Annotated in this window: 38 protein-coding genes; 15 read left to right on the forward strand and 23 right to left on the reverse strand. The window is 62.4% G+C overall.

Translation table 11 applies throughout. The annotated features are described in order from the left end of the window. Positions 1-180: 180 nt before the first annotated feature. The 3 genes from LB538_RS25220 (at position 181) to LB538_RS25230 (ending at position 1263) form a co-directional block, all read left to right on the forward strand. Entirely contained in the window at positions 181-348 is a 168-nt protein-coding gene (locus LB538_RS25220; protein ID WP_140545453.1) for a Thivi_2564 family membrane protein, read from the forward strand. 60 nt (positions 349-408) lie between these two features. Further along, a complete protein-coding gene (locus LB538_RS25225) occupies positions 409-702 on the forward strand; it encodes a hypothetical protein (protein WP_411909059.1) in 294 nt (97 codons plus the stop codon). Positions 703-822: 120 nt separating this feature from the next. Beyond that, positions 823-1263 (forward strand): GFA family protein, encoded by a 441-nt coding sequence (locus LB538_RS25230; protein WP_224530983.1) that lies wholly within the window; start codon positions 823-825, stop codon positions 1261-1263. Between the two features lie 263 nt (positions 1264-1526). On the opposite strand, the gene LB538_RS25235 is transcribed toward LB538_RS25230, so the two are convergent. Continuing rightward, the gene (locus tag LB538_RS25235; RefSeq protein WP_224530982.1) at positions 1527-1745 is read right to left on the reverse strand and encodes a hypothetical protein; all 219 of its coding nucleotides are present in this window, start codon (positions 1743-1745) and stop codon (positions 1527-1529) included. Between the two features lie 65 nt (positions 1746-1810). Here LB538_RS25235 and LB538_RS25240 point away from each other — a divergent pair, with 65 nt between their 5' ends. Continuing rightward, positions 1811-2356, forward strand: coding sequence for a hypothetical protein (locus LB538_RS25240; RefSeq protein ID WP_224530972.1), 546 nt, complete (start codon positions 1811-1813; stop codon positions 2354-2356). 26 nt (positions 2357-2382) lie between these two features. On the opposite strand, the gene LB538_RS25245 is transcribed toward LB538_RS25240, so the two are convergent. Beyond that, a complete protein-coding gene (locus LB538_RS25245) occupies positions 2383-2643 on the reverse strand; it encodes a hypothetical protein (protein WP_224530970.1) in 261 nt (86 codons plus the stop codon). Positions 2644-2831: 188 nt separating this feature from the next. Here LB538_RS25245 and LB538_RS25250 point away from each other — a divergent pair, with 188 nt between their 5' ends. Beyond that, positions 2832-3008, forward strand: coding sequence for a hypothetical protein (locus LB538_RS25250; protein WP_176477083.1), 177 nt, complete (start codon positions 2832-2834; stop codon positions 3006-3008). A gap of 111 nt (positions 3009-3119) precedes the next feature. On the opposite strand, the gene msrA is transcribed toward LB538_RS25250, so the two are convergent. The 6 genes from msrA to LB538_RS25280 all read right to left on the reverse strand — a co-directional run bounded on the left by msrA (position 3120) and on the right by LB538_RS25280 (position 5595). Next, complete coding sequence (msrA, locus tag LB538_RS25255; protein WP_224530968.1) at positions 3120-3641, reverse strand: peptide-methionine (S)-S-oxide reductase MsrA; 522 nt, start codon at positions 3639-3641, stop codon at positions 3120-3122. A gap of 153 nt (positions 3642-3794) precedes the next feature. Beyond that, entirely contained in the window at positions 3795-4115 is a 321-nt protein-coding gene (locus LB538_RS25260; RefSeq protein WP_140545448.1) for a hypothetical protein, read from the reverse strand. Further along, positions 4115-4309: a hypothetical protein gene (locus LB538_RS25265; RefSeq protein WP_224530966.1), complete on the reverse strand. Its 195-nt coding sequence runs from the start codon at positions 4307-4309 to the stop codon at positions 4115-4117. The genes LB538_RS25260 and LB538_RS25265 overlap by 1 nt, the downstream gene beginning before the upstream one ends. After that, positions 4294-4533, reverse strand: a complete 240-nt coding sequence (locus LB538_RS25270; protein ID WP_224530963.1) for an ABC transporter permease — start codon at positions 4531-4533, stop codon at positions 4294-4296. The genes LB538_RS25265 and LB538_RS25270 overlap by 16 nt, the downstream gene beginning before the upstream one ends. Before the next feature lie 109 nt (positions 4534-4642). Continuing rightward, complete coding sequence (locus tag LB538_RS25275; RefSeq protein WP_224530962.1) at positions 4643-4846, reverse strand: hypothetical protein; 204 nt, start codon at positions 4844-4846, stop codon at positions 4643-4645. Further along, positions 4843-5595, reverse strand: coding sequence for a glycoside hydrolase family 108 protein (locus LB538_RS25280; protein ID WP_224530959.1), 753 nt, complete (start codon positions 5593-5595; stop codon positions 4843-4845). Before LB538_RS25280 ends, LB538_RS25275 begins: the two co-directional genes overlap by 4 nt. A 90-nt stretch (positions 5596-5685) precedes the next feature. On the opposite strand from LB538_RS25280, the gene LB538_RS25285 reads away from it, so the two are divergent. Further along, positions 5686-5841, forward strand: coding sequence for a hypothetical protein (locus tag LB538_RS25285; RefSeq protein ID WP_224530956.1), 156 nt, complete (start codon positions 5686-5688; stop codon positions 5839-5841). On the opposite strand, the gene LB538_RS25290 is transcribed toward LB538_RS25285, so the two are convergent. The 7 genes from LB538_RS25290 to LB538_RS25320 form a co-directional block, all read right to left on the reverse strand. After that, positions 5838-6584, reverse strand: a complete 747-nt coding sequence (locus LB538_RS25290; RefSeq protein ID WP_224530953.1) for a hypothetical protein — start codon at positions 6582-6584, stop codon at positions 5838-5840. The two genes, LB538_RS25285 and LB538_RS25290, sit on opposite strands and share 4 nt — an antisense overlap. Position 6585: 1 nt before the next feature. Continuing rightward, positions 6586-7026, reverse strand: a complete 441-nt coding sequence (locus LB538_RS25295; protein WP_224530951.1) for a hypothetical protein — start codon at positions 7024-7026, stop codon at positions 6586-6588. A 12-nt stretch (positions 7027-7038) separates the two neighbouring features. Beyond that, positions 7039-8766 carry a terminase large subunit domain-containing protein gene (locus LB538_RS25300; protein WP_224685872.1) on the reverse strand — a complete coding sequence of 576 codons (1728 nt, stop codon included), beginning with the start codon at positions 8764-8766 and terminating at the stop codon, positions 7039-7041. A 50-nt stretch (positions 8767-8816) separates the two neighbouring features. Beyond that, a complete protein-coding gene (locus tag LB538_RS25305) occupies positions 8817-9818 on the reverse strand; it encodes a bestrophin family protein (protein WP_224530922.1) in 1002 nt (333 codons plus the stop codon). Between the two features lie 208 nt (positions 9819-10026). Beyond that, on the reverse strand, positions 10027-10767 hold the full coding sequence (locus LB538_RS25310) for a terminase large subunit domain-containing protein (RefSeq protein WP_224530920.1): 741 nt from the start codon (positions 10765-10767) through the stop codon (positions 10027-10029). Continuing rightward, positions 10715-11140, reverse strand: coding sequence for a hypothetical protein (locus tag LB538_RS25315; protein ID WP_224530918.1), 426 nt, complete (start codon positions 11138-11140; stop codon positions 10715-10717). The genes LB538_RS25310 and LB538_RS25315 overlap by 53 nt, the downstream gene beginning before the upstream one ends. Then, positions 11133-11501 carry a hypothetical protein gene (locus LB538_RS25320; RefSeq protein WP_224530916.1) on the reverse strand — a complete coding sequence of 123 codons (369 nt, stop codon included), beginning with the start codon at positions 11499-11501 and terminating at the stop codon, positions 11133-11135. Before LB538_RS25320 ends, LB538_RS25315 begins: the two co-directional genes overlap by 8 nt. A 353-nt stretch (positions 11502-11854) precedes the next feature. Between LB538_RS25320 and LB538_RS25325 the strand changes: the two genes are divergently transcribed. The 4 genes from LB538_RS25325 to LB538_RS25340 all read left to right on the forward strand — a co-directional run bounded on the left by LB538_RS25325 (position 11855) and on the right by LB538_RS25340 (position 13672). Next, the gene (locus LB538_RS25325; RefSeq protein WP_095768412.1) at positions 11855-12178 is read left to right on the forward strand and encodes a hypothetical protein; all 324 of its coding nucleotides are present in this window, start codon (positions 11855-11857) and stop codon (positions 12176-12178) included. A 154-nt stretch (positions 12179-12332) separates the two neighbouring features. Then, positions 12333-12797, forward strand: a complete 465-nt coding sequence (locus tag LB538_RS25330; RefSeq protein WP_095768411.1) for a hypothetical protein — start codon at positions 12333-12335, stop codon at positions 12795-12797. A 228-nt stretch (positions 12798-13025) separates the two neighbouring features. Continuing rightward, the gene (locus LB538_RS25335; protein WP_095768410.1) at positions 13026-13295 is read left to right on the forward strand and encodes a hypothetical protein; all 270 of its coding nucleotides are present in this window, start codon (positions 13026-13028) and stop codon (positions 13293-13295) included. A 71-nt stretch (positions 13296-13366) separates the two neighbouring features. Beyond that, complete coding sequence (locus LB538_RS25340) at positions 13367-13672, forward strand: hypothetical protein (protein WP_095768409.1); 306 nt, start codon at positions 13367-13369, stop codon at positions 13670-13672. 91 nt (positions 13673-13763) lie between these two features. On the opposite strand, the gene LB538_RS25345 is transcribed toward LB538_RS25340, so the two are convergent. Beyond that, positions 13764-14177: a DoxX family protein gene (locus LB538_RS25345; protein WP_095768408.1), complete on the reverse strand. Its 414-nt coding sequence runs from the start codon at positions 14175-14177 to the stop codon at positions 13764-13766. Between the two features lie 212 nt (positions 14178-14389). Further along, positions 14390-15181 (reverse strand): tryptophan 2,3-dioxygenase family protein, encoded by a 792-nt coding sequence (locus LB538_RS25350; protein ID WP_224530913.1) that lies wholly within the window; start codon positions 15179-15181, stop codon positions 14390-14392. A 138-nt stretch (positions 15182-15319) separates the two neighbouring features. On the opposite strand from LB538_RS25350, the gene LB538_RS25355 reads away from it, so the two are divergent. Next, positions 15320-15793: an Lrp/AsnC family transcriptional regulator gene (locus LB538_RS25355; RefSeq protein WP_095768406.1), complete on the forward strand. Its 474-nt coding sequence runs from the start codon at positions 15320-15322 to the stop codon at positions 15791-15793. A 428-nt stretch (positions 15794-16221) separates the two neighbouring features. Here LB538_RS25355 and LB538_RS25360 read toward each other — a convergent pair whose 3' ends face one another. From LB538_RS25360 to LB538_RS25370, 3 genes are all read right to left on the reverse strand, one after another. Further along, positions 16222-16581: an SPW repeat protein gene (locus LB538_RS25360; protein WP_095768502.1), complete on the reverse strand. Its 360-nt coding sequence runs from the start codon at positions 16579-16581 to the stop codon at positions 16222-16224. A 166-nt stretch (positions 16582-16747) separates the two neighbouring features. Next, positions 16748-17803, reverse strand: coding sequence for a sensor histidine kinase (locus LB538_RS25365; protein WP_224530910.1), 1056 nt, complete (start codon positions 17801-17803; stop codon positions 16748-16750). A gap of 60 nt (positions 17804-17863) precedes the next feature. After that, positions 17864-18109, reverse strand: a complete 246-nt coding sequence (locus tag LB538_RS25370) for a hypothetical protein (RefSeq protein WP_095768404.1) — start codon at positions 18107-18109, stop codon at positions 17864-17866. 268 nt (positions 18110-18377) lie between these two features. Here LB538_RS25370 and LB538_RS25375 point away from each other — a divergent pair, with 268 nt between their 5' ends. Further along, the gene (locus tag LB538_RS25375; RefSeq protein WP_224530907.1) at positions 18378-18710 is read left to right on the forward strand and encodes a hypothetical protein; all 333 of its coding nucleotides are present in this window, start codon (positions 18378-18380) and stop codon (positions 18708-18710) included. 40 nt (positions 18711-18750) lie between these two features. On the opposite strand, the gene LB538_RS25380 is transcribed toward LB538_RS25375, so the two are convergent. After that, positions 18751-19164 (reverse strand): HD domain-containing protein, encoded by a 414-nt coding sequence (locus tag LB538_RS25380; protein ID WP_140840707.1) that lies wholly within the window; start codon positions 19162-19164, stop codon positions 18751-18753. 554 nt (positions 19165-19718) lie between these two features. Here LB538_RS25380 and LB538_RS25385 point away from each other — a divergent pair. Together LB538_RS25385 and LB538_RS25390 are read left to right on the forward strand one after the other, a co-directional pair. Next, on the forward strand, positions 19719-19922 hold the full coding sequence (locus LB538_RS25385; protein ID WP_224530904.1) for a CsbD family protein: 204 nt from the start codon (positions 19719-19721) through the stop codon (positions 19920-19922). 357 nt (positions 19923-20279) lie between these two features. Beyond that, positions 20280-20480: a hypothetical protein gene (locus LB538_RS25390; RefSeq protein ID WP_095768501.1), complete on the forward strand. Its 201-nt coding sequence runs from the start codon at positions 20280-20282 to the stop codon at positions 20478-20480. 96 nt (positions 20481-20576) lie between these two features. Here LB538_RS25390 and LB538_RS25395 read toward each other — a convergent pair whose 3' ends face one another. After that, the gene (locus LB538_RS25395; RefSeq protein ID WP_224530901.1) at positions 20577-20771 is read right to left on the reverse strand and encodes a hypothetical protein; all 195 of its coding nucleotides are present in this window, start codon (positions 20769-20771) and stop codon (positions 20577-20579) included. 106 nt (positions 20772-20877) lie between these two features. Then, positions 20878-21087, reverse strand: a complete 210-nt coding sequence (locus tag LB538_RS25400) for a cold-shock protein (protein ID WP_095768399.1) — start codon at positions 21085-21087, stop codon at positions 20878-20880. 404 nt (positions 21088-21491) lie between these two features. Here LB538_RS25400 and LB538_RS25405 point away from each other — a divergent pair, with 404 nt between their 5' ends. Continuing rightward, on the forward strand, positions 21492-22802 hold the full coding sequence (locus LB538_RS25405) for an Nramp family divalent metal transporter (protein ID WP_224530897.1): 1311 nt from the start codon (positions 21492-21494) through the stop codon (positions 22800-22802). The last annotated feature ends 111 nt before the right edge of the window (positions 22803-22913 follow it).

Genomic DNA, 22913 nt, shown 5'->3' on the forward strand with positions numbered 1-22913 from the left:
CGATCCCGCGCATTGCTATCGAGGAAGTGAACTCGCAAGCCGCGCGCATGTTCCGCCGACGTCGGAGCCGGCTTCTGCTTTCGGACGACACGATCGGCGGCTCAATCCGCTTGGAACCATTTCACAGCCGGCAACGTTGGAGCCTGCCCATCCGGGCAATCTTGGTAAGAAGGCAGGCAAATGGGCGCATCGATCCTTATCGGCATATTGATCACCTTCCTGGTGGTGATCCTGGTGCTTTACCTCGTGCAACGCCTGCCGCTCGATGCCCGCGCGCGCCAGATCGCGCAGATCATCGTCATCATCATCGGAATCGTTTCGCTGCTCAAATATCTTGCGGTGTTCTAGCCGCGATCCATATTCGACACCCGGAAACTTCAAAAACCTGGCGTCCCCATGAGAACCCTGTTGATCGCACTTGCCGCAGGCAAAATATTGTGCGCCGGCCCAATGTTGTGCACCGTGAGCGCCGCCTACGCCCGGCCGGACACACGCGCGATGACTTGCGAGCAGACGCAGACGCTGATCAAAAGCGATCGTGCCGTGGTCTTGAGCACAGGCGCGGATACTTATGACCGATTCGTTCGGCAATTCGGCAATGAGTGCGACTGGCCGGAAGTGCCTGTGTCGACGACGGTTCCCACCAAGGACGGCGAGTGCCGCGTCTATCGGTGCGAGGAGCCGATCAACCTCCCCGACTGACCGTGCTTCTTGCACGCAGGCGTGGAACCATCGCAACTTGTTGCGGGTTTTAGCAGCCGGCAGCGGGACCTGCCGGGGCGAGCGAAATTGGCTCTGTGCATAGCCGCAGGAGGAACAGCAATGCCTGAAATCGCGCGCAGCGGGAGTTGCCTGTGTGGCGGGGTGCAGTTCCGCGTCACTGGGGAGCCGCTCCGGGTCGGCCTCTGTCACTGCAAGGACTGCCGCAAGACAAGCGGATCGGCCTTCCATGCCTACGCCGTATGGCCGCTAAAAGCGTTCGAAACCACCGGCATCACCAGCAGCTATGGCGCTCGGAGCTTTTGCCCGACCTGCGGAAGCCGCGTTCCGTTCATTGGCGACGACGAGGCCGAAGTGACGATCGGTAGCCTGGACGTTGCGCCAACCGAAGGGCTGGTGCCGAGCTATGAACTCTGGATCGGACGCCGCGAGCCCTGGTTGCAGGCCCTCCCCACGGCGCGCCAGTTCGAGCATGACCGGATCGCCGATGATTCGGCCGCAAGCGCTGAAGCCGACCTGGAGCCGCGGCAAAGACTGGCTTAGGTTGATCTCTTGGCAGACCTTAGTCTGAACGACAGAGCCCTTCAGTCTGGTGACGGCTTCGGCACGTCCGGGAGGACGCCCGGCCGCGAACTGATATGGGCGGGCTTTTCTCGAAGTTTCGCGTTTTTCAACCACCGGTCGGTTTGCCGGTCAATCGGCTGACGCTAGCATTTGGATATGCTGCAAATATGAGGCGGTAAGCCGGCTTGGCTTCCTGCAACAGTACGCAAAGAGTTTTATTCTTTTACAAAATATAAGAATTTTCAACCAGCTTCCTGCGGAAATAAAGCCTCCGGGATTGTTTTGCCTGCTTGCTCGCCGCGTTTTCGTGTGAAACGCCAAGCGGCAGTTGCAACATAAAAGTGAAAATTCTTTCGGCTCAAGAAATTTTTCTTCGCCATTTTTCCGGTTATATCAACATGGCATCCCGAATTGCCACCGGCAGCAAGTCTTATGACTTCGGGCCTTGTACAAAAGGCCATGTTTGTTTCTTACCGTTTTTGCGACATAGTGCTGCCAAAGCTTGAAACCGGACGGGGCGGTTTTCATGACGTCGGCGCCTGAACACGGCCGCAACATGCATATGCGGTATCCACCGATCGACGGGTTCTGGACCTGGGATATCAAGCGCGACCGCGTTTATGGCGACGCCAATTTTTCAGATTATTTCGGTCTGACACTCGATGAGTTCTCTCACGGCGCTTCGCTTGAACGATGCATGCAAAGCATTGATCAGGACGACCGCTCACGGGTTCGGCTGGCGATCCGCAAGGCCGTGGAGCGCAGGTCCGCATTCAGGGAGGTCGCTAGGGTCCATTCCGAAAAGATGGGGTTGCGCAAGATCCTGGCCGTCGGCCAATGCTATGTTGACGGGACGGGCGAGGCAGCGCTCTATCCCGGCTGGTTCGTCGATCTGACGGACGACGCCGCGTGCGAAGAGCGAGCGCTGCGTGAGATCCGCAACCATGTCGGGCAAGCCAAGGACCTAGCGCGGTCGATCGGACACGACCTGATGTCCTATCTCCTGGACAACATCGAGGAAGAGGTCGAGCAGCGGCTTGGCGCAAGGCTGGGGAGGCGAAGATCGTCTTGAAGCAGCTTTCGCCGATTGTTCGCGGGTCAATTTCGCTTGCCGCGCCGGCCGACTTCAGCCGCGACCATGCGCGCAAAATGCGACTGGGGCGACCGGCGCTCTATGAGCTTGGCCCGCTCCAAGGCTGCGTCGCCGTAAAATTCGATCAACACGCCGGCAGCCTTGGCGGCGTCGGCTCTCAATCGGCCGAAATCGGCTTGCCCGCTCTCGCTCGGGGGCTCGCTCCTGGCGATCACGTCAAGCATGGCTTGCAACTTGTCAGGAGTGCTGCCCTCGTCTTCGTGCATGTCGCTATCCAATTGGGCGCGTAAAATATCGACATTTCCGCGCGATGTCCAACAGCTTCGTTGATCGGGCGTCCTCAGTGCAACCGAGTACAGCTTCACCGCGAGCGAGGCGATAATCTTCGTACAAGCATAGTGAGCCAAACTTACCGCACCGACATTTGGGGGCACCCATGGACCAGCCTAGCAAAATGGAAAACCTGCAGTTTGCGCAGGGGATCCTGCGAGAACTTCGCCAGAAGGCGGAGGCCGATGGCGAGAAGCTTCTGACCTACTTGATCGACATGGCTTATCTCGAAGCCAGCGACCGCATCCGCGCCCACTGGATCGGCAACCACGAACACGAAGGCCGCCGAGCCAAGGGCTGAGGCCCGCCGGATCGGGACAACCGGCCGAAACGCAAAAAGCCCGCCATGCCTTCCGGCATGGCGGGCAGATCAAAGCGCGTGAAGACTATGTCAACACACCGCGGTCGCTGATTATGATGCGGCCGCCTGTTGGCGAACCGGAAGCTTCCAGCCCGGCCGTGCGAAATGGCAGGTGTAGCCGTTGGGATAGCGCTCGAGATAGTCCTGATGCTCGGGCTCGGCTTCCCAGAAGGGCCCGACCGGAGCGAGCTCGGTGACGACCTTGCCAGGCCACAGGCCGGACGCGTCGACATCGGCTATCGTGTCCTCGGCGATCCGTTTCTGTTCATCGCTGGTATAGAAAATCGCCGAGCGATAGCTCGTGCCGATATCGTTGCCCTGGCGGTTCTTCGTCGTCGGATCGTGGATTTGGAAGAAGAATTCGAGCAGCGTGCGGAAGCTGGTCCTGGCCGGATCGAAGATGATCTCGATCGCCTCGGCGTGGGTGCCGTGGTTGCGGTAGGTGGCGTTGGGGACATCGCCGCCGCTGTAGCCTACTCGCGTCGAGATCACGCCGGGCAAGCGCCGGATCAGATCCTGCATGCCCCAGAAGCAGCCGCCGGCAAGGACCGCGCGCTCGGTGGAAGAAGCCATGTCGTACCTCCTTTGGATTCTCCATAGATAGGCGTTGCACCTGGATTCTTCCAGCGGCTCAAGCGGGCCAACCGCTGACACCGGCATCTTGGTCCGGTGGGGACGATCCGCCGGTCGATGTCTCGATGCCTGCGCGGTTTCTGCCCGCCGCGATCAGGAATCCGGCGTTTGTTTGAATCTTCGCACGACCACCTCGAAAACGATGTCCGAGATCCACATTGCCGAGACTCCGATGAGGAAGGCTGCGGCGAGCGTGGTGGTGTCGTCCGCGGCGGGGATTGGCAGGCCACTTGCCCGGACCCAGGCGACGACAGGCAATGTCAGATAGGCGGCGGCCAAGGCGCCGCAGATGGGCGAGGCAATCATCTCGCGCAGCTTGTAGCGATGGCGCGACAGCGCCCGCAGCACGCCGCCGGCGAGCCCCGCTGCCACGACCTGGCCTTTGATGCCGAGAAGATCGAAGATGTCATGCATCACGGCCTCCAGCCGCAGAGTTTTTCGCCCTTGCGGTTATGCGCAAGCTGCGCCCTCGCCTCCCGGTCGGACAAGGCATCGACCGCGCTGGCAGAGAGGCGCATCGGCGAGGCGACGGCGCAGAAGCTGCCCTTGGCCGTCGCGCAGCCGGCGAGCGCGGCGACAATGGCGGCGACGATCAATCCCTTGCCCATGATTTCAGCTCCTTTCTGACCGCGTCAGCCGGCAAAGCGCCGACATCGTAGTCGACCTGGTCGGCGACATCCCGGGCCGCGGCCTCGGCGTTGGCCTGCTTGCTGCGCTCAGCCCTTGCGCCTGCGAGGCGCTGGCGGAAGCCCCAGCCGAGCGCGCCGACAAGGCCGGCGCCGATCGCCAGGATTGACGGATTGGTGAGAAACCACGCCAGCAGCGCGCTCATAGCAGCGTTCCGATGAGAAGCCCGGCGATAAAGCAGGCGGCGCCGATGACGACACACGGCCTGGCGGCTTCGATACAGGCGGTGAGCAGACCTTTCAGATTTTCCATGGTCAATGCTCCCAGCCGAAGCGGCGCGCGAGCAGATGCCACCACTCGGCCGCGGCGGCGATGGCAAGACCGAGGCCGGTCTCCAGCGCCATTTGAATGTCGGGATCGGCGGAGAACGCCGAGGCGTCGTCGGCGCCCAGAAGGCCGCGCGCGACAAGCACGCCCGCGCAATAGCGCAGGGCGATGCGGATGATGACGGCAATCATTGGCAGAATACTCCGAAAAGATTGCAGGAAAGATGCGCGGTCCAGGCGGTGAGTGAGCCGAGCGCCAGCGTGATCAGCGCGAGGACGCCGGCTACCTTGGAGGGCCATGCAGATCTGTTTGGCAGAGTGGGTGCCTCGCCGGCGGCAGGCAATCCGGCGCCGGCAGGCGCTGCGGCTAGCGGGACATCATCGGTGGATGCCGGCCCCGGCGAAGCGGATCCCTCAGTCGCCGACGGCGCGGCCGACATCAGCAGCGCCTGCCGACGCACGGAGGCGACTCGGGCGCTCCAGCCCCGGCCGAAGCTCGGCCAGGCCGATAGTTTTTTCAGGAAGGCGAGCCGCGCGTCGCACAGCGCATCAATGACGACGCCGGCAGGTTTTGCCCTCATCGCCGCCAGCGTGGCCGGGCCAATGCGGCCATCCTGAACAACACCGAGCACACCCTGAAGATACTTCGCCGCCCTGCCCGGCCCGCTGTTCACGGCGAAGTCGAAGAGCGCGTAGTCGATGCCGCCGGGGAGCTGAGCGCCCACTACAGCATCCCAATAGAAACGGCGGTAGACGGTGGCGACCTGATCGTCTGAGATCCTGCGCAGGTCGGCTTGGGTCGCATCCGCTTTCACGTAGCGGCGGAAATTGGCGAGCGTGACACCTTTCATGGTGGCGCCGCCCGGATCGGCGGGATTGTCCGACCAGCCGCCTTCGGATTTTAGCACGAGCGAAAGGGCACGCGTGAAGTTGCGGTCCATGGGGGCTCCTTTCCGCTGGGAGGGGTAGGCAATGTTGGCTTTGATGGGGAAGCTGCTAAACTGTGCGCCAAACAGAGACTGGCGCGCGAAATGGAAGAGAACCTGCGAGCAGGCGAAATACTGGATGGCGAGACCTTATTAAGCGAGGAGCCAAACTTGCTCCTGTGGACGCTGGTCGGATCGCTTGTATTGAATGTTGTTTTGGGGGTGGCGCTAGCCGGCTTTTATTTCGGACTGGTCAACTAGTCCCCGGGCCTTGTCGTCGCGTCGGCCAGCGTACCCGATAACGTGAACCCGCCACCCCCGCCTTTGTTGGTCGGCCATCCCGAAGTGGGGCCGCTGAGACGGATCAAAGGTGTCCCCAGAGCCGCGACCGCCACGGCTGGGTCAACTGGCTTCTTGATGGAATCGATGAACAGTCGCCTATTAGCTACTACCGAAAGGTCGAGGTAAGTCGGCCACACCAGCAAGTCAGCCATATCGCCCGGATATTTCAAATTTCCCGTTCCGCCGCCGCTTATGAACCAGTCGACCAGCGTCCAATCGACGGTCGATCCAGTCGCGTACGTTGGCACCGTCGCCAAATCGGAAACGTCATTCATGTACAGCCAGCGAGTCGCTGTGCTGGCGAGCTGGAATGACACCAAGAAATGACACCAACCCGACGCCACAAAGTACGACGCGGAAGAACGCATGTCGCCGATAACGGTCCCCGATGAGTTGCTGACAGAAGCTTGAACAGCCCCGGAGCCTCCCAGCGCCAAGAACACACGAGAACCCGTCGCCCCCGCTACCCCAATACCGCCAAGTGCGGTTCCTGATACCGCGTCAGATGATTTTTTGAACCAAAGCGAGGCCAACAACGAATTGCCGTCCACTGCGCCGGTAAGCCCTCCGCCGCGCGAAAGGACGGTGGTCGTGCCGTCGAAATTGACGGCATTCGCCCGATAGCGCGGCCGGGCTGTGGCCGGGATGATGCCGGGCAGCATCCTACAGGCCCAGCCCCAGCACGGACTTCAGCTCGCTGATCGACACATCGAAATTCGCCAGCATGGTGCCCACCTTCTCCTCTGCCGTCGGCGGTTCCGGTGGCGGCGGGGTATCCTCGACCTGGTAGACCTGTTGGATCACTTCACCGGTTTCCACATAGGACGGTGCGCCGACGACCTGTTTTCCTTCCGGCACTACGAACGGCACGGCAATCCTGCCGCCCACCGCCTCGACTTCGTCGATCGTCCAAAGGCCCTGGTCGTAGAAGCCGCGCAGGCTGTCGCCGTTCATCTGGATTTCGACAGGATAAGGATCGCATGGCGTCTCCACTTGCCGGCCATCCCCGTAGATGGCGGTATAGGTACCGACCATCTGGGTCACGATCGAGGAGGCGTGCCACTCCTGCCAAACGTCATTGATCTTACGAACGAGAAGGGACATCGGGTTCTCCTGTTAGGTTCTCAAAACGCTGGTGATGACAAGGCGGCTCGCCGTGTCGACAAAGCCGGCCAGGAAGACGGTTTCCGTCGTCTGGATGGTGATCGGAAAGCTCTCGACGCCGGCCGCTGGCACAAGATTTGCGCTTAGGCTCACGGTGCGTGCGGACGTCACGGCGGTGATCTTGAGCACGAAGCCGAACTGGGGCACCGCATTTGTCGGATTGCCGATCGTCACGTTCGTCGACGCAGCCAATGAAGCGTTGTTGCCAAGCGACATATCCCACGAGACCGACGCGCCGGACGTAAGTGTCTGGTAGGCTACGGTCGACTTTAATGCGGCCGCCGTGAGAAGCTTGTTTGCCGTGCCGAGCTGGAATTCGCTGTTCGAAGCGATCGCCGCCGAAGCGAGCATGGCATAAGTCACCAGCCCGGCCGGCACCATGCCTGCCGTCAACTGGCCGAAACCCAGCGCCGAGGACACGCGCCGCAGCAGAGTGTCATCCGACCCGGCCGCGATGTCCGCGCGCGTGCCGCTCGAATTGGCCGATCGGCCGAGGACCGACACCGCAGCGCTGTCAGCCAGGGTATTCAGTGCTATGGCGTTCGTCGGCGGGCTGAAGGTGCCGGTGAAAGAGGCATTGGCTTTCGGCGCCAGGCTCGCCACCGCTACGCCGCTGTCCTTCACCAGTTTGCCCGTCGTGCCGTTGAATGTGGCGATGTTGTCGGCCGCGGCCGAGGCCGGCCCTGCCACCAGGCTTCCCACCGCCACCCCACTGTCCTTACCGGCCTTCCCCGTGGTGCCGGCGAAGGTGACGATGTTATCGGTCACGGAGGAGGCCGGGCCTGTGAAGTCACCCACGCCGGTGCCATCCGCACCCTTGTCGCCAGCGCGGGTGAAGATCAGCCAGATGCCGTCGGTGCTGGTCGGCAAAGTGCCGGCGCCGCTGACATAGGCGAGCGTAAGCTTTCGATAGCGTGTCGCGGCCATGAGATCGTCACGCAGCTTCACCACTTGGCCGTTCTTTCGATGAAAAAGCCTGAATTCCTCAAACCATGCGTGAAGGGTGGAAAACACCTTGAAGCGGCCGGACTGCATGCGGTCGAGCATTTCCATCAGCCCGGCCTCGACCGAAACCGAGCCGTCGGCGAAGCGGGCGTGGCTGGTCAGCATGTTCAGCCCGTGGGCGGCATATTGCATTGCCAGCGCCACACCGGCGCCTTCCAGCGTTTCACGGCGGCCATCGCGCGGCCAAGCGAAGGGCAGCCAGTCGCCCCAGCCCTTCAGCGCCAGCGCCTGCATCGCCGGCGTCTGCTGCGAAGCCCGGTGAGCTTTCGTCACATAGACGACATCGGCTTCGGTATCCCAGGCCAGCTCGACCGCGGCCGAAGGATGGTCCCAGCCGAAATCGAGCGCGCCGATGCGCGGCCACCAGCGCGGCAATTTGAAGGGCTCACAGGCGATCGTCTCCTCCGCCACCGGGAAGATGCGGCCGGAGCCCAGCACCGGAATGCCTTTCGCGCGCGCTTCGCGCTCGTGCTCGGGATAGGCCGCGACGATCGTGGCACGCTGCTCGGGCGAATAATGCCCGGCTTCGTCGATGGTCATGAAGGTAACGTGGCGGGACATGGCAAACCTTTCCCTTCTCCCTTGTGGGAGAAGGTGGATCGGCGCGCAGCGCCGAGACGGATGAGGGGTGTTCCAGCGGAGAGACGCGCTGGCGTTCCCTGGAGCACCCCTCATCCGGCCGCTTCGCGGCCAACTTCTCCCGCAAGGGGAGAAGGAAAAGAACTTCACGTCGCGATGTCGTTGACCGGCGCCAGCGGCGCGGGAAGCGCGGCCTCGCCAAGCCCACGCCGCAACTCGATCTCGATGTCGCGGCAGATTTGTGAGATCGGCACGTCGTTGGCGTTGCCTTCGAACGGATTGGCGCTGCTTTCGCCGACCAGGTCCAGCGACATGTAGACCCAGCCCAGCAGCGCGCTGAACGGGATGGTCAGCCAGATCGAGATCCAGCCGAGCACGCCGCCTAGCTTGGCCATGTCGGCAAAGACCGGAACAACGCCGAAGGGCAGCAAGGTGCAGAAGATGATCATGAACATCGAGCTCACGATCGCGTATTGCCGGGGATAGGGATTGTTCTTGATGCGATCGCAACGCGCCTGCTGGTCCTGCAAGTCGCGTATCAGCTTGATCAGCTCGGAGTAGACCTGCGTCGGAACGGCTGAACTCTTCAACAAGCCGTTGACCTCGGCCAATTGCCTGTCGAGAAGCTCTATCGCCGGCTGTGGCGATTTCAGCACGCTTTCGGCTTCCTCGCCCAGCAACCTACGCAGTTCCTCGGCAAGCGAGGTCTTATCCTCCTGGATGTGATAGCGCCGCCGCCGGAACTCGATGTTGGCCGCTTTCGCCAGCGATTCCCAAGGCATCGGCCGCCGCAGCGAAAAGCGCAGCGCCGTCAGCCAGGCGAGATGACGGTAGATCAGCTGGCGGGCGGTGGCAGCATCCATGAAATCCCGGCAGAAGCCGGACAGCATCCGGCTGCTGGCGGTGATCTGCGAGAAGGCCTGCAGAGCCTCGTTGGCGCGGGTGAAGACCTGCGAATTCTTGAATCCGGCGACGAGCGACACCGTGGTGCCGAGCACCAGCACGACCGACCACGGCACCGAGAAGCCCGCGGTCGCCGGAAGGCGGTAGGCGGCGATCGCCAACCCGCTCACCACGACCATGTAGATGACGCTGCGCCGCGACCAGAGCGCGAAGTCCAGCAACCTGTAAGAACGGCCTACATACATTCCTGAAATCCCTTACGGCATGCAAGTCGCGCGACCGCGCGTTCGCGCACCATAAGGGGTGGAAATCGTTTTGACAGAGCCTACGGCAAGCTCCAGTTCGTCGCCCCCACGCAAGTGAGGGAGAGATGGCGCGGCGAAGCGGCGATGGAGTGGCGGCAGCGCTGGCCTTCGATGCAAGAGCGGAAAGCTATTCGTAGAGCTTGTCGCCCTACGAAGCCCCCCTCTCCGGCCGCTGCGCGGCCACCTCTCCCCCGCCTTGCGGGGGCGAGGAACCCAAGTCCTGAACCGCCTCCGCGCTCAAAAACCGCAGCACCACGTCGCTCATGCCGAGCAGCGGCGTGAACGTGACGATCGTGATGCCGTCAGTGGCATTCGTACGGGTGAGGCCCTCGGAATAGATATCCAGCGGCGGTTCCTCGTCAAACCAGACGCCGTGCAGCGTCTCGCCCTGCCATTTCTCGCGGCCTTTTTCGTAGCTCTTGAAGGAAAGCACGCTCTCGCCGGTCTGCACATCGCCGCCACCGCCCCAGCGCACGACGACGCTGTCCAGCGCTCCCGGCGCGCCGCGGCCCATTACCGTGTCGGCGATGGCATCGGCCGGGATCATGCCGGTGCCCCACTCACTTTGCTGCTGCGGCGGGCCGACCAGCACGCGCTGCGGATTGTCGCGCGTGCCCTCGCCTGTGACGCCGGCGGCCCAGAGCCTGACGGGTTGGCCGAACACCTTGCCCTTCCACCAGCCCGGATAGCGACCGGTGAGGTGCATGGCCCATTCCGCGCCCCCTGCCCTGGTCTTGCCGAGCTGGTTTCCGGCCATGAACAGACGCTCGCGGTGCGTCGCGCCTGCCGAATGAAATTCGGCCTGCTGCTTGTAAGGCGCGTAGGCTGCAAGAAGGTTACGGCGACGCCTGCGGTCCAGCTCCTCGAGCAGCGCCAGATAGGTCTGCATCGCTGTCCAGGAGAGGCCGGAGGCTCGTTTCGAGGCTGCGGATGCGGCTGCGGATCTCCTCATTGCTCAATTGCCCGAGGCTGGTTTGCTTGGCATCGACACGTTCCGAGAAATCCTTGGCCGAGAAATCCTTGGGCAGCAGCGTCAGCACGACCTTCAGATACTGCTCGGGTTTTTCGGCGCGCACCGCGGCGATGACGCCGGCGCCATGGACACGGAAATCGGCGCGAAGCGCGGCGGCGAAATCGTCGACGAGCGTCCTTCGCGAGCGCTTGGGGCGGGGGGACGGAGCGGCAGCGGCTTTGGTAGCTTTCGGCTTTCGCCCCGCCCGCTTCGCGCCTACGGGCTCGCGGCGTCTGTTTTCGTCAGTCATGGATGACAGAATCCGATGGCGCTGCTTTCGCCGCCTTCGCCTTGCGGACCTTGCGGGCCGGCTTCCTGCGCGGCCTTGCCATGGCCGGCCTGGCGGGCCGGGCATCGGCGGACGGCGCGGCCATTGCCTTCAGCCCCGCCGTGGCTGTGCGGACCGCAGCCGGGCCGAGGCCCTGGCGCGGGAAACCGAAACCGGCGACGGCTTCATCAAGGCCACCGCGAACCATACCGATGCGCACGCCCGGCGCGACCTGCTCGAAACGGCCCGAGCGGTGCGGAAGGCTTGCGCCTTCGAATTCGCCGATAGCGCTGACGATCTCGGCGTCGTCGTCGGCGGTGACGATGGTGGCATAGCGTGGCATCTGGGCCTCCAGCAGAATGTTGAAAGCGCCGCAGGACAGGGAAGGCGCCGCCAGCGCTTCGAAAGAATGGATGGCGCGAAAAACAAAAAACCCGCCGGCGGCGGGTCGTTGGCGCAAATCAGCACCATGGACAAAATAGTAGCATAGCTGCCTTCACCAGGCAATAGCCTCTAGGTACATTTTCCTAAATTTCTCAAAATACCGGCGGCAAAGCCCCCGTGCGCGCCACACCTATAGATTGAAACGCCGGGCCAGATCACAACAATTTTTGTCGGAACCAACCTTGGTCCGACGGATTCCACCCCTAGTCGCAACGCGACAGATGACCGTCTCGCAACAGAGGAGAAGAGATCATGCTTACAAGGATTCTTGCAGCTTCGGCCTTGACCATCGGCCTCGCGACGGCGGCGATGGCCCAGAACGCGGGTACCGCCGGAAATGACGGCACGGGCAGCGGCCAGACCGTTACCGTCGAGCCGAAGACGCCGGCCGCGCCGTCGCCTGACCAGGCCGCTCCGCCCGATACCGGCACGACCGGCAGCATCACAGGCGGCGACATGAATTCGAACGCCGACAAGAACTGCGCGAATCATCCGCAGGGCGCAATGGGCGATGCCAACAACAGCACCGCCACCACGGTGCAGCCGAACGTGAACGACAACAACTGCGGCAAGTAACTGCGGCAAGCAAGGGCATCGGGCTTGGACCAAGGGCCGTGGAGTTCGCTTCGCGGCCCTCGTCTTTTGGTCTGGCGGCGCGCCTGCGGAAAACCGCGGGGGAACAATGGCACGGCTCGGCCGTTCGTTCCCAGGAGGCAAAAAGGAGAGACCGATGGCAGACAATGACACCAGCACCACCAATTCAGCCAACGGCAACGCGAAAACCGCCGCCGCGCGCGCCACGCGCACCCGTCCCGCGTCCCGCAGCAGCGCACGAGCCTCGCGGGCATCGGAAGACGCGATGAAGAAGCAGATCGCCGAATTGAAGCGTGAGGTGAACCGGCTGAACCGCACGCTTTCCGAACAGGCCGGGGAAGCCGCAGAGACCGCGCATGGTTGGTATCGGGGCGCGGCCGACCGGGCTTCGAACCTTTACAGCGGCGCCTCTGACCGCGCGTCGCGCGCGGCGAGCCAGTTGCGCAGCCAGGCGCAGAGCGTTTCGGAGACCGTGCAGCAGAACCCCGGCACCTTCTCGACCGCGATGTTGATCGGCGGGCTGGTCGGCTTGCTGGCCGGCATGGCGATCAGCCGAAGCTCCGCCCCCGAGCCGGACTGGCTGCATCGTTGGCACAGGTAGGCATTTCCGGCCGGCTATAGAGCCGAGCCGGAAAACAATAGTGAGCGAGGGTTGCCTTGCGGCGACCGCGCGGAAAGGCTGGACCGTCGCGCCCGACCTTTTTCTTTCCCGCCGGTTTTTTAGTTTCCGAGGTTCTGCTGGGCCTGCTCTGTTCCGGCGGCCGTCCCGGGCTGGTCATTAGCCGATGCTTATGGGATCATTCCCTGAGGGGAATCGCGGAGAGCAGGCATGGACAAACCTGCCATGGCATCCGTCTTTCGGATGCGGCATGTGCCAGCAAGCATTTCGGGCGTTCGCAGCCTGGGCCGGGGCCAGGCCGATCCGATCTTCCATTCGAGACCGCTCGGCGAAGCGATCCGCTTCATCGCCCAGGCCGAGGGCCAATATGACCTCAGCGCCGTCGCTGTCTTCTACGGTGACCGCCAGACGCCGCCGCTCGGCAACCGCGAGATCAGGCGGCTTTGGAGCGAATATGGAGAGCGGTGGATGGAGGCCTAAGCGAGGCTCGCGCATCTCCGGATCGTAACCGCGGCTCGCGCGTTTCACCCCGGTCAATGGGAGCAAAAGCCATGAATGTCGCCAATCTGCAGCTCGAGGGCCTACTGATGGCCGTCGCTTCGGTCAACCAGGTGCTGGTGCGCAAGGGCGTGCTGACGGTCGAGGAGATCGACATCGCGTTGCGCAAGGCGGAGGCCAGCGAAACCAGCGAGGAGCGCTCGGAAGGCATGTCGGCCTCGAGCCGCGACGCCGTCAACTTCCCGATCCGGTTGCTCGAACTCGCCAACCAGTGCCAGCCGGAAGCCGACATGCCGTCCTTCTCGAAGCTGGCGCGCATGGTCGGCCAGATGAAAGAGCCGTATAACGATCAGATGTGAGCATGTGGGAAGGCGCCTTGTCTTGAAATGTTGGCGCCGCCCCTCATCCGGCCTTCGGCCACCTTCTCCCGTAGAACGGGAGAAGGAAAGTTCATGCCCTGCCCGGCCAACCCAGCTTGACGGCCAGCACGCTGCCCGGGCCGTGGGCGGCGGCGTAGAGCAGGCCGGCGGCGAACGGGAAATGCGACATGAAGGCGCCAAACTCGGCCTGGTTTCCGGCCCAGTGCGACGGGCCGTGAAAGGCGAAGCCGAGGAAGGTGACGTAGACGGCGCCGATCAACGCCAACGGCGTCAGATAAGCGCCGGTGAGGAAGGCGATCACCAGCAACGCTTCGAGGATCGCCGCGCACCAGGCCAGGAACAGCGGGAACGGGAAGCCGGCGGCCGCGATGTAGCCTGCGGTGGCGCCGATATCCATCAGCTTGAAGGCGACGGCCATCGCGAACATGGCGGCGAAGATCAGGCGGGCGATGAGAATGGCGGCGGTCTGCCAGGTCGACTGCATTTCCACGGTGTCCTCCGGATTGTTGAAGCGGTTGATGCCCCCAAGGACGGGCGGAGAGAGATGGTTCCGACAGGCGCTGGAAAAATTGTTTGGCGGGGCGCCACAACTTTCTCCTTCTCCCCTTGTGGGAGAAGGTGGATCGGCGCTTCAGCGCCGAGACGGATGAGGGGTGTTCCAGCGGAGTGAAACGCTGGCTTTCCCTGGAACACCCCTCATCCGGCCGCTTCGCGGCCACCTTCTCCCACAAGGGGAGAAGGAGAAAGTTGCGGCGGATGGCTGATCGAATCCCGAACGGTGCCGTATTCGGCGCCCCAGCGGTCCGTCATGGCGCAGCGAATGTCCCAGAGCTCGGGGAAGAAGCGGTGGCGGGCGCCGCCTTCGAGGATCTCCACCGGCCTGCCTTTCAGCGACTTCGCGCCGAGCCCGATCGAGCGGTGGATCAGATAGAGGTGGTTGGCGCGGAATTTCTGGAACAGCTCGTCGAACTCGATCAGCGCCTCGGCCACGACATAGGAATCGCCGTGGTCGTAATGCTCGTCATAGATATCCTCCACGGTCAGCCCGCGGCCGTCGAGATAGGCACGCCTGAAGGCCCGCCAAAGGTCCGGCGGCAGGCGCAGCAAAAGCTTGAAGCCCGGCGATTCCTGGCCGCTGCCATTGCCGAGCTGCAGGCGGATCTGCTGGTACTCCTTGGGCGACATGGTCTCCAGGAGGTCGAGCTGCGCCGTCATCATGCGCATCAGCCGGTGTACGCGGCCCATCAGCGTGACGATGCGATGCGTGTCCTGTTTCTCCAGATAGTCGAGGACGTCAACCAGCGTGTAGGCGATGAGCTTCATCCACAGTTCCTCGACCTGGTGCACGATCTGGAACTGCAGCTCGTCGGCGTTGACCATGTCGGAGAGCGGTTTTTGGCAGGCGAGCAGCTGATCGCATTTCAGATAGACGCCGTAGTCGCGCATCTCGGGGGCCTCGATGCGGGCGTGGTAATCGTTCTTGTCCATGGCTTCTCCTCCTCGCGGCAGGTTTTTCGACCGGGCGACAAGGATAGCGCTCTCGGCTTGAACATTGTTCCTTTCTGTTATCCAAATGACGTGGAATGAAGGACGATCGTCGACATCTCCTGTCATATTGGAGAACGAATGACGCTGGATGCTCTCGACCGCAGAATAGTCGCCGCGCTTGAGCGCGACGCACGCATCTCGTTCGGCGAACTCGCCGAGGAGGTCGGCTTGAGCAAGACGCCTTGCTGGAAACGGGTGAAGGCGCTGGAAGAGGCCGGCGTTATCCGGGGATATTCGACCCGCATCGACCCGGCCAGGATCGGCTTCGGCATCGAGGCCTTCATTCAGGTGTCGATCGACTTCGAGGTGTCGGATGCCTTCGAGGCGGCAGTGAAGAAGCACCCGCTGATCCGCCGCTGCTACGCCACCACGGGCGAGGCCGACTATCTGCTCCAGATCGTCACCGTCGACATGATGGCGCTCGACCGGATGCTGCGCGAGGAACTCAGCCGCCTGCCCGGCGTGCGCCGCACGGTGACTTCGATGGCGATGCGCGAGATCAAGGGCGACATCTCGTTCGCCGAGGCGGCGGCGCGTGCGCTGAGGGGATAATGCGAGCGCCAAATTGAGACGTCGGCTCGACGGTATCCCTGTCGGCAATCGAGCCGTGGACGCGGGCCGCGCAGGCCCGCGCCGCATGGTGTCTTTATGGCGACGCAAGGCGCGATCTACTGGTTGGAGGACGCGTGACGAGAATATGGGAGCCTGATCACGGCCGGCTCCCGCTCCACCTTTTCCTTCTCAGCGTCGGCCTTGCGTTTCGGGCATTCCTCGAAATCATGGTCGCGGCCGCCGCAGTATGAGCAGCACTTGGCCGGGGTGTCGGGGTTAAGCATCGAGACCATTCCCAAGAATGCACCAAAACGCTTCCCGTTGCAGCAATCGCGTGAAGACGCTGCAATGGCCGCTCAGCCCGATGCCCAGACGCCGCAGTAGCAGGAGCTCGCCGCTTGCGCGGCGGGCTCCCGCTCAATCACCGCTCACGCATGAGCGTGGGGATGACGGAAGTCCCAGACAGCCCAGGCCGATGCCGCGACCACCAGCACGCCGAGAACAACATGCGTGGCCATGACATACGTGTCAGCCGCGAAGTGTAGCAACCAGGGCGACACGATCAGCCAGAGCCCGAGGACGACGTTTACCCATTCTTCCCATTCGGCGAACACCGAAAGCGTCGCGAGCGCCAGCGCGCCGAGGAGAACGCCGACAATCCAGGCGTTCCACGCGGGCACCGTCGCTGCGGTGAATCCGATGACCCATGGTGAGATGAACAGGCAAATCGCCAGGATCAGGGTGATCCAGTCCTGACTCTTTCTTGCTTCCATCAGTTTGCTTGGCATAACAACCTCCATAGACGAAGCTTGACCAAAGCAACTGTATCCGCGTGGACATTGCACGCTTAGCGATTGATGTAATTACGTTTCTATCAGGCTGCAAGTGGCGGTCAGGCGGGCCCGGACTGCGCGTCGCCCGGCGTGGGACGGCAGAAATCCCGCCGCCTGCCGCTCAGACGCCGAAGTCGGTGTCGCCCTCTGCCCCCAGCTGCGGAACGACGATCGCCTCGAGCGGCGCGTCGAGCGTCCATTTCACGCTGCCGGGCGAGCGTTCGAGGCTTGAGGAACCGCTCAGCGACTGCGGCGCCACCCGCTGCAGCACCACGGTGCCAAAACCCTTGCGCTCACTCGTCTTCTGCTCAGCTCCAGCGGCCGTCGCGCCGGATGTCTCGTGCCACAGAAGATGAAAGCGCCGCTGCGCTTGGGGGCCGGGCTCGACCTGCCAGGTGATTTCGATACGGCCGCCTTCGCCCGCCAGCGCGCCATATTTGGATGAGTTGGTGCCCAATTCGTGGAAAGCCATGCCGAGATTCTGCACGGCGTTGGACTGCAGCGTCAGAAGCGGCCCGGAAAGCGAGATGCGCTCCTCATGGCCGAAAGGCTTCAGATGCTCCTGGATCAGGTCGAACAGGCTGGCGCCGGCCCATTCGGAGGTGACCAGGAGATCGTGCGAGCGCGACAGCGCCATGATGCGCGAACGGATCAGTTCCTCGAACTCGCCCGGATCGGTGGAGCGCTTGCTGGTTTCCCTGATCATCGACAGGATCACGGCGAACTGGTTCTTCACGCGGTGATTGACCTCGCGCATCAAGAGCCGGATGCGGCGCTCGCTTTCCTTGGCAGCGCTGATATCGCGGGCGATCGTCGAGGCGCCGATGATCTCGCCCGCATTGTTCTTGATCGGCGAAATCGTCAGTGAAACGGTGATCAGCGAGCCGTCCTTGCGCCTGCGCACCGTCTCAAAGCTCGGAATGCGCTCCCCCTTGCGAATGCGGCCGATGATCTCGGTTTCCTCGTCTTGCATATGCTCTGGGATCAACATCAGGATCGACCGGCCGATGGCCTCTTCGGCGGTATGGCCGAACATGCGTTCGGCCGCGTGGTTCCAGTCGGTGATCACGCTGTCCAGAGTCTTGCCAACGATGGCGTCGTAGGAAGAATCGACGATCGCGGCCAAGCGCGCATCGGCGTTCGGATCGTGTCGGAACGTCCCCCCGGTATTGGTCATGGACGGTAATTAGGGCCGGCCGAGGTCAAGGCAATCTGCCGCGAGCGAGCGTGCATCTCCTCAGGGTTTCGAGTCGCTGGAGCCATCTGCGACCTTCCGATCCAGCGATATCACGCCGAAATCCTGCGACTTCGCGCCCAGGTCAGCGGTCAGAAACCCATCGGACGCCAGCCCACGGCGCAAAAGCTCGCGCACGGCGGCCGAGCGGCTTGGCATGCGTTTTTCGAAACGCCAGTTTTCCAGCGCCGCCAATTCCTCGTCGGTCAGCATGATCTGCAACCTTTGCGGCCGTTCAAGCTCAACCACTTCCGCCTCCATCCGAGCCGAATACCGGGAGTTAGTATGTGCCTAACTGTGAGTAGAAATAGGAAGCGGCCATAAGGCGTCAAGAGGGGATGATCTGCCGACTGGCAATGAAGCCAACGATGCTAAGGATGCGGTGAAAGCGCGTTTGATATACTTTGCTAACCGGTTGATTTATTTATTGTTTTTAAAATTTGTGTATTGCCAACCGCACTGCTCCAGCGCATGGTCGCAACAGAGGGATAGACCCCCGCGAAAGGAGGGTTTTCCAATGATGCGAGGATTTTCCAACCGGCTGCGCGACGACTCTCACTGCAAGGTCCAGCAGGCCCTGCGGATCGACGGGATCGTCAACATCATTCGGGTTGCGGAAGAAATCAGGCTCAAGAACCTCGCCGAGAACATCGCCCGCGAGGACATAGAAAGCCTGGTGATGCAAATCGCCCAACTTTACGGGGCGGCGATCGAGTTCGACGACCAGGCCTTGACGGCGCTCGACCTGCCGGAAGCCACGGGCGGCGACAACCGCAACGACCTCGAAAGGGCCCTGTGGGAGCACTCGCTGCCCGACGCGCGGCTCGATTTGCTGCAGCTAGACGAATAGCGGGGCGACGCCGGCAGCAGCCTAGTGCCCCCAACGCCGCTCAGTCCCTGGCGGCCAACTCGCCCAGAATGTCGAGGCCCGTCTCATACCGGTCCGGCGCAACGCCCGCCTGATGAGCTTGCCACAGATTGTCGCGCAGGTCGGCTATCTTAACCGGCAGGGCAAGCTCGTTCGAGGCGGCGCGGAAAATGAAACCCTCCTCGCTCTCGTCCATGCGCCTGGTCAGCGCATCGACCGCCGCCACCACCGGCAGGCCGAAGCCGGCGCCGTGCAGCCGCTCGAGACTCCAACCCTCGCCTTTCTCGACCACGTCATGCAGATAGGCAACCGTCTTTTCGTCCAGCGTTTCGACCGCATCGGCAACCCGTCTCAGATGTTCGATGTAGGGTCTGCCGGTCTTGTCTTTCTGACCCCGATGGGCCTGCTCGGCGATTTTGGCGGCTTGGTGAAGCATGGTCCTTCCGATCTCGTCACGATAAAGCCCGTCCCGGCGAGGGACGGCCGAGGCGGGCTTGCTCGGGTCGGAACCCGGTCCGGATGACGGGCCTTCGGGGAAACTGCGCGCCATCCATGCCGCAAGAACCTCGGCACCCGCCTAATGTTCCAACGCTGCCGGATTTTTGAGGATGCGCCATCGCCAATCCGCGCCACCCGTTCCAGGCGGGATGCCAGCACCTGAGGCGCGTCGCTGAAATGAATTCAGACGACACGCTTTAAGTCTTAAGTCTTTGTTTTGATGCCCGTCGTCCCAGAACCGCTGCGCATTCTGGGCGACATGCATTAAAAAGAAGCCCGGACCAGGAGCCGGGCAAGAGAGGTCTTGGGAACATGCTGACCGGGGGTCACGTTCAGCGTTTGCTAATTTGGCGGTTCATTATGACGGCCAGATGAAGGCACATTCGTCCGTGTCGTTGTGCTCAGTGCCTGCCTCGACGCAGAAAGAGCTTTCGACAGGAACTTCGCGGTCGTGTTGCCGTTAGCCCTCCGTGTCCAACAGGAGGTCCGGCCATGGACTGGAACCGCGTCGAAGGCAATTGGAAGCAGGTTAAAGGCAAGGTGAAGGAACAGTGGGGCAAGCTGACCGACGACGATCTCGATCGTATCGCCGGAAAGCGCGACCAGCTCGAAGGCGTAATCCAGGAACGCTACGGCCTGGAGAAGGATCGCGTGCGCCGCGACATCGACGACTGGTACAGGATGCAGAGCTGGTAACAGCCGGCTCCCCAAAACGAAGGGCGTTGCCTCGCGGCAGCGCCTTTGAGTAAGCCGGTCACCCGCGCGACGGCGGCGTGTCCGTTTCGACCTGCAGGTCGGGCGGGATGAATGGCTCTGATGGGCTACCATGGCCGAGTTCCGCCCGCGCCGAAGGCGCGCTGGATTATCCGCATCGGCTTGCCTTCGCGAGGCGCCTGGCGCGCCGCCTTGCGCCGGTTCCAGAAAGGCGCCGCATCGGGGATCAGCCGCGGATCTCATGGTCCGCCGCCAGCGGGACGCCCCCGGATATCAAAATTGCAGAAACGCATGAAACATGCCGCCGCCTCGAAAGTTCCTACCGGAAGGAGTTGGCTCATGATCAACCGAGGCGACGGCGCCGAACCCGGCGATGGCAAAGCGGCTCAACCAGCACAGGGCGATGTGGAATTGCTTGCTCGCCGCCTGGCAAAGGATACCGACATCTCGGAGGACGAAGCTCGCGAACTGATCAAGCTTATCGGCCCTGACTGGACTTCACTGGTGAGAGAGGCGAGGTTCCTCAAGGGACGGCACTGATCAAAGGCTTATCGGGATTTTTCCCGCAGCCGGGGCGACCATCTCAGGAAAGGGTGAACCCAGCCCGGCCGCCACGGCGCCGCTCACGCCGCGCCCTTATTTGGCGGCGGCCTTCTTCTTCATCTTCTTTACCGGCTCCTCCACCGGCTCCTGCGCAAGCCTGGCCTTGCGAAGACGCGCCGTTTTGGCAACCCTGGCCGCCGCCTCGCTGTCGATGATGGCGCGCGCGGTTTTTGTAGTGGCCTCGTTCTTGGCGTCGCCTTTCGGCTTGAACACATTCGTATCAGCCATGTGCTACCTCGCTATGCAAATGAAAAAGGCCGGGCGAACCCGACCTTCCCTCAAAGCCCCAGCGCCTGTGCCGGTACATCCGTGGTCAAAGGCGCCGACGCATGGCTTAGGCTGCCTGGAGGTTCTCCGCGGCGCTCTTGCCGCTGCGAGCGTCCTTGACGACGTCAAAGCTTACCTTCTGGCCTTCGACGAGAGAACGCATCCCTGCGCGCTCCACGGCGGAGATGTGAACGAACACGTCCGGCTGGCCGCCGCCCTGTTCGATGAAGCCAAAGCCCTTGGTGGCGTTAAAAAACTTCACGGTTCCAGTAGTCATACGATTTCCTTTCAAATCGACGCAAATTACCGCCGCTTGGCCGAATGCCAAACGTCACGGTTTTCGAAATTGAGAGGGAAGATCGTCGGGCGCAAAGGCCCTGAAACAACGTTCGTTCAACAAGATCGATGTCACACATATAGCGTTTAAACTGACTCCCGGCAAGACAACCCCCGATATATTTATGTAGGACCCTTTTCGGCACCCGACCCGATCCGCTCTCTGATGCGAAAGTGACGATGACGGCGGAACCGACGTCATCGCCGCCAGTTACTCACCATCTTCGTTAGCTCTTGCTTATCTACGCAAAACACCTGTCCGAGCCTGTCGTGCAAGTCGCTCCGATTACCCCTGGCCTCGGCTGCCATTGCGCTAGCGCTCGGCCGGGCATGGAAGAACCAAGGATGGCCGAAGTCGGTTCGCACATCGAGAGAGAACGAAGCAACACGTCGGCGAAGGGACCTTTGCAACGGTTCTTGCGTACGATCGGCCCCGGTTTTATCACCGGCGCATCCGACGACGATCCCTCCGGTATCGGAACTTACAGCCAAGCCGGCGCGCAGCTCGGTTTCGATATCGGCTGGACCATGCTATTCGCCTTCCCGCTGATGGCGGCGATCCAGGAGATCGCCGCCCGCATCGGCCGCACCACCGGCAGGGGGATTTCCGGCAACCTCAGCAGACACTATCCCTCCCCGCTGCTCTACGTCGTGGTGGTGCTGCTTTCCGTCGCCAACGTCATCAATATCGGTGCCGACCTCAGCGCCATGGCGGACGCGTTGGAGCTGCTCATCGGCGGGCCGAGCCCGCTCTATGTCATCGCATTCGCGATCGTCTGTATCTGCGCGATCGTCTTCATCGACTACACCCGCTACGTGAAAGTGCTCAAATGGACAACTTTGAGCCTCTTCGCCTACGTCATTGCCATGTTCGCCGCGAATGTAGCCTGGGCCGATGCGGCCAAAGGCCTGCTTGTTCCGCACATTGAATGGAGTGGCGCTTTCTTCACCACGCTGCTCGCGATCCTCGGCACGACGATCTCGCCTTATCTGTTCTTCTGGCAGGCCTCGCAGGAAGTCGAGGAGGAGGAACTCAAGCCAAGCGCCAAGCCGCTGCGATGGGCGCCGTGGCAAGCTTCCAGGGCATTCCGGCGGATACGCGCCGATACGCTGGTCGGAATGGCGTTTTCGAATTTGATAGGTGTCGCGATCATCTTCACCACGGCCGCCACGCTTCACAAGGCGGGGGTGACCGATATCGCTTCGTCCACGGACGCGGCCAAGGCTCTGGAGCCGGCCGCCGGAAAGTTCGCCTTCATCATTTTCTCGATGGGAATTATCGGCACCGGGCTTTTGGCTGTGCCGGTGCTGGCGGGGTCAGCGGCTTTCGCCGTCGGCGAAGCCCTGCACTGGACGGTGGGGCTGCAGCGCAAGCCGAAGGAAGCGTTGGCGTTTTACGTCACACTCGCCGCCGCGACCGCTCTTGGCACCGGGATCATGTTTACCCCGATCGACCCGATCAAGGCGCTTTACTGGAGCGCCGTCATCAACGGCATATGCGCCGTTCCCGTGCTGATCGTCATGATGCGGATGGCCGGCCGCAAAGACATCATGGGTGAATTCCCGGTTCAGGGTTGGCTGCGCGCGCTGGGATGGCTAACGACAATGACAATGGCAGCCTCGTCAGTGGGCCTCATCGCGCAGTGGTTTGCGTGAATCCCGAGCAGGGGAAAGCGGCTTTTCAGATGCGACAGTCGGGCGATTCATGCGTCGGTCCGGCCAATTGCCTGGCCGCGGCGGTGCTTCGTCGTCGTCAATAACAATTGA

Source organism: Mesorhizobium sp. Ca11 (assembly GCF_020165275.1).
In the GTDB taxonomy this organism is placed as follows: Bacteria; Pseudomonadota; Alphaproteobacteria; order Rhizobiales; family Rhizobiaceae; genus Mesorhizobium.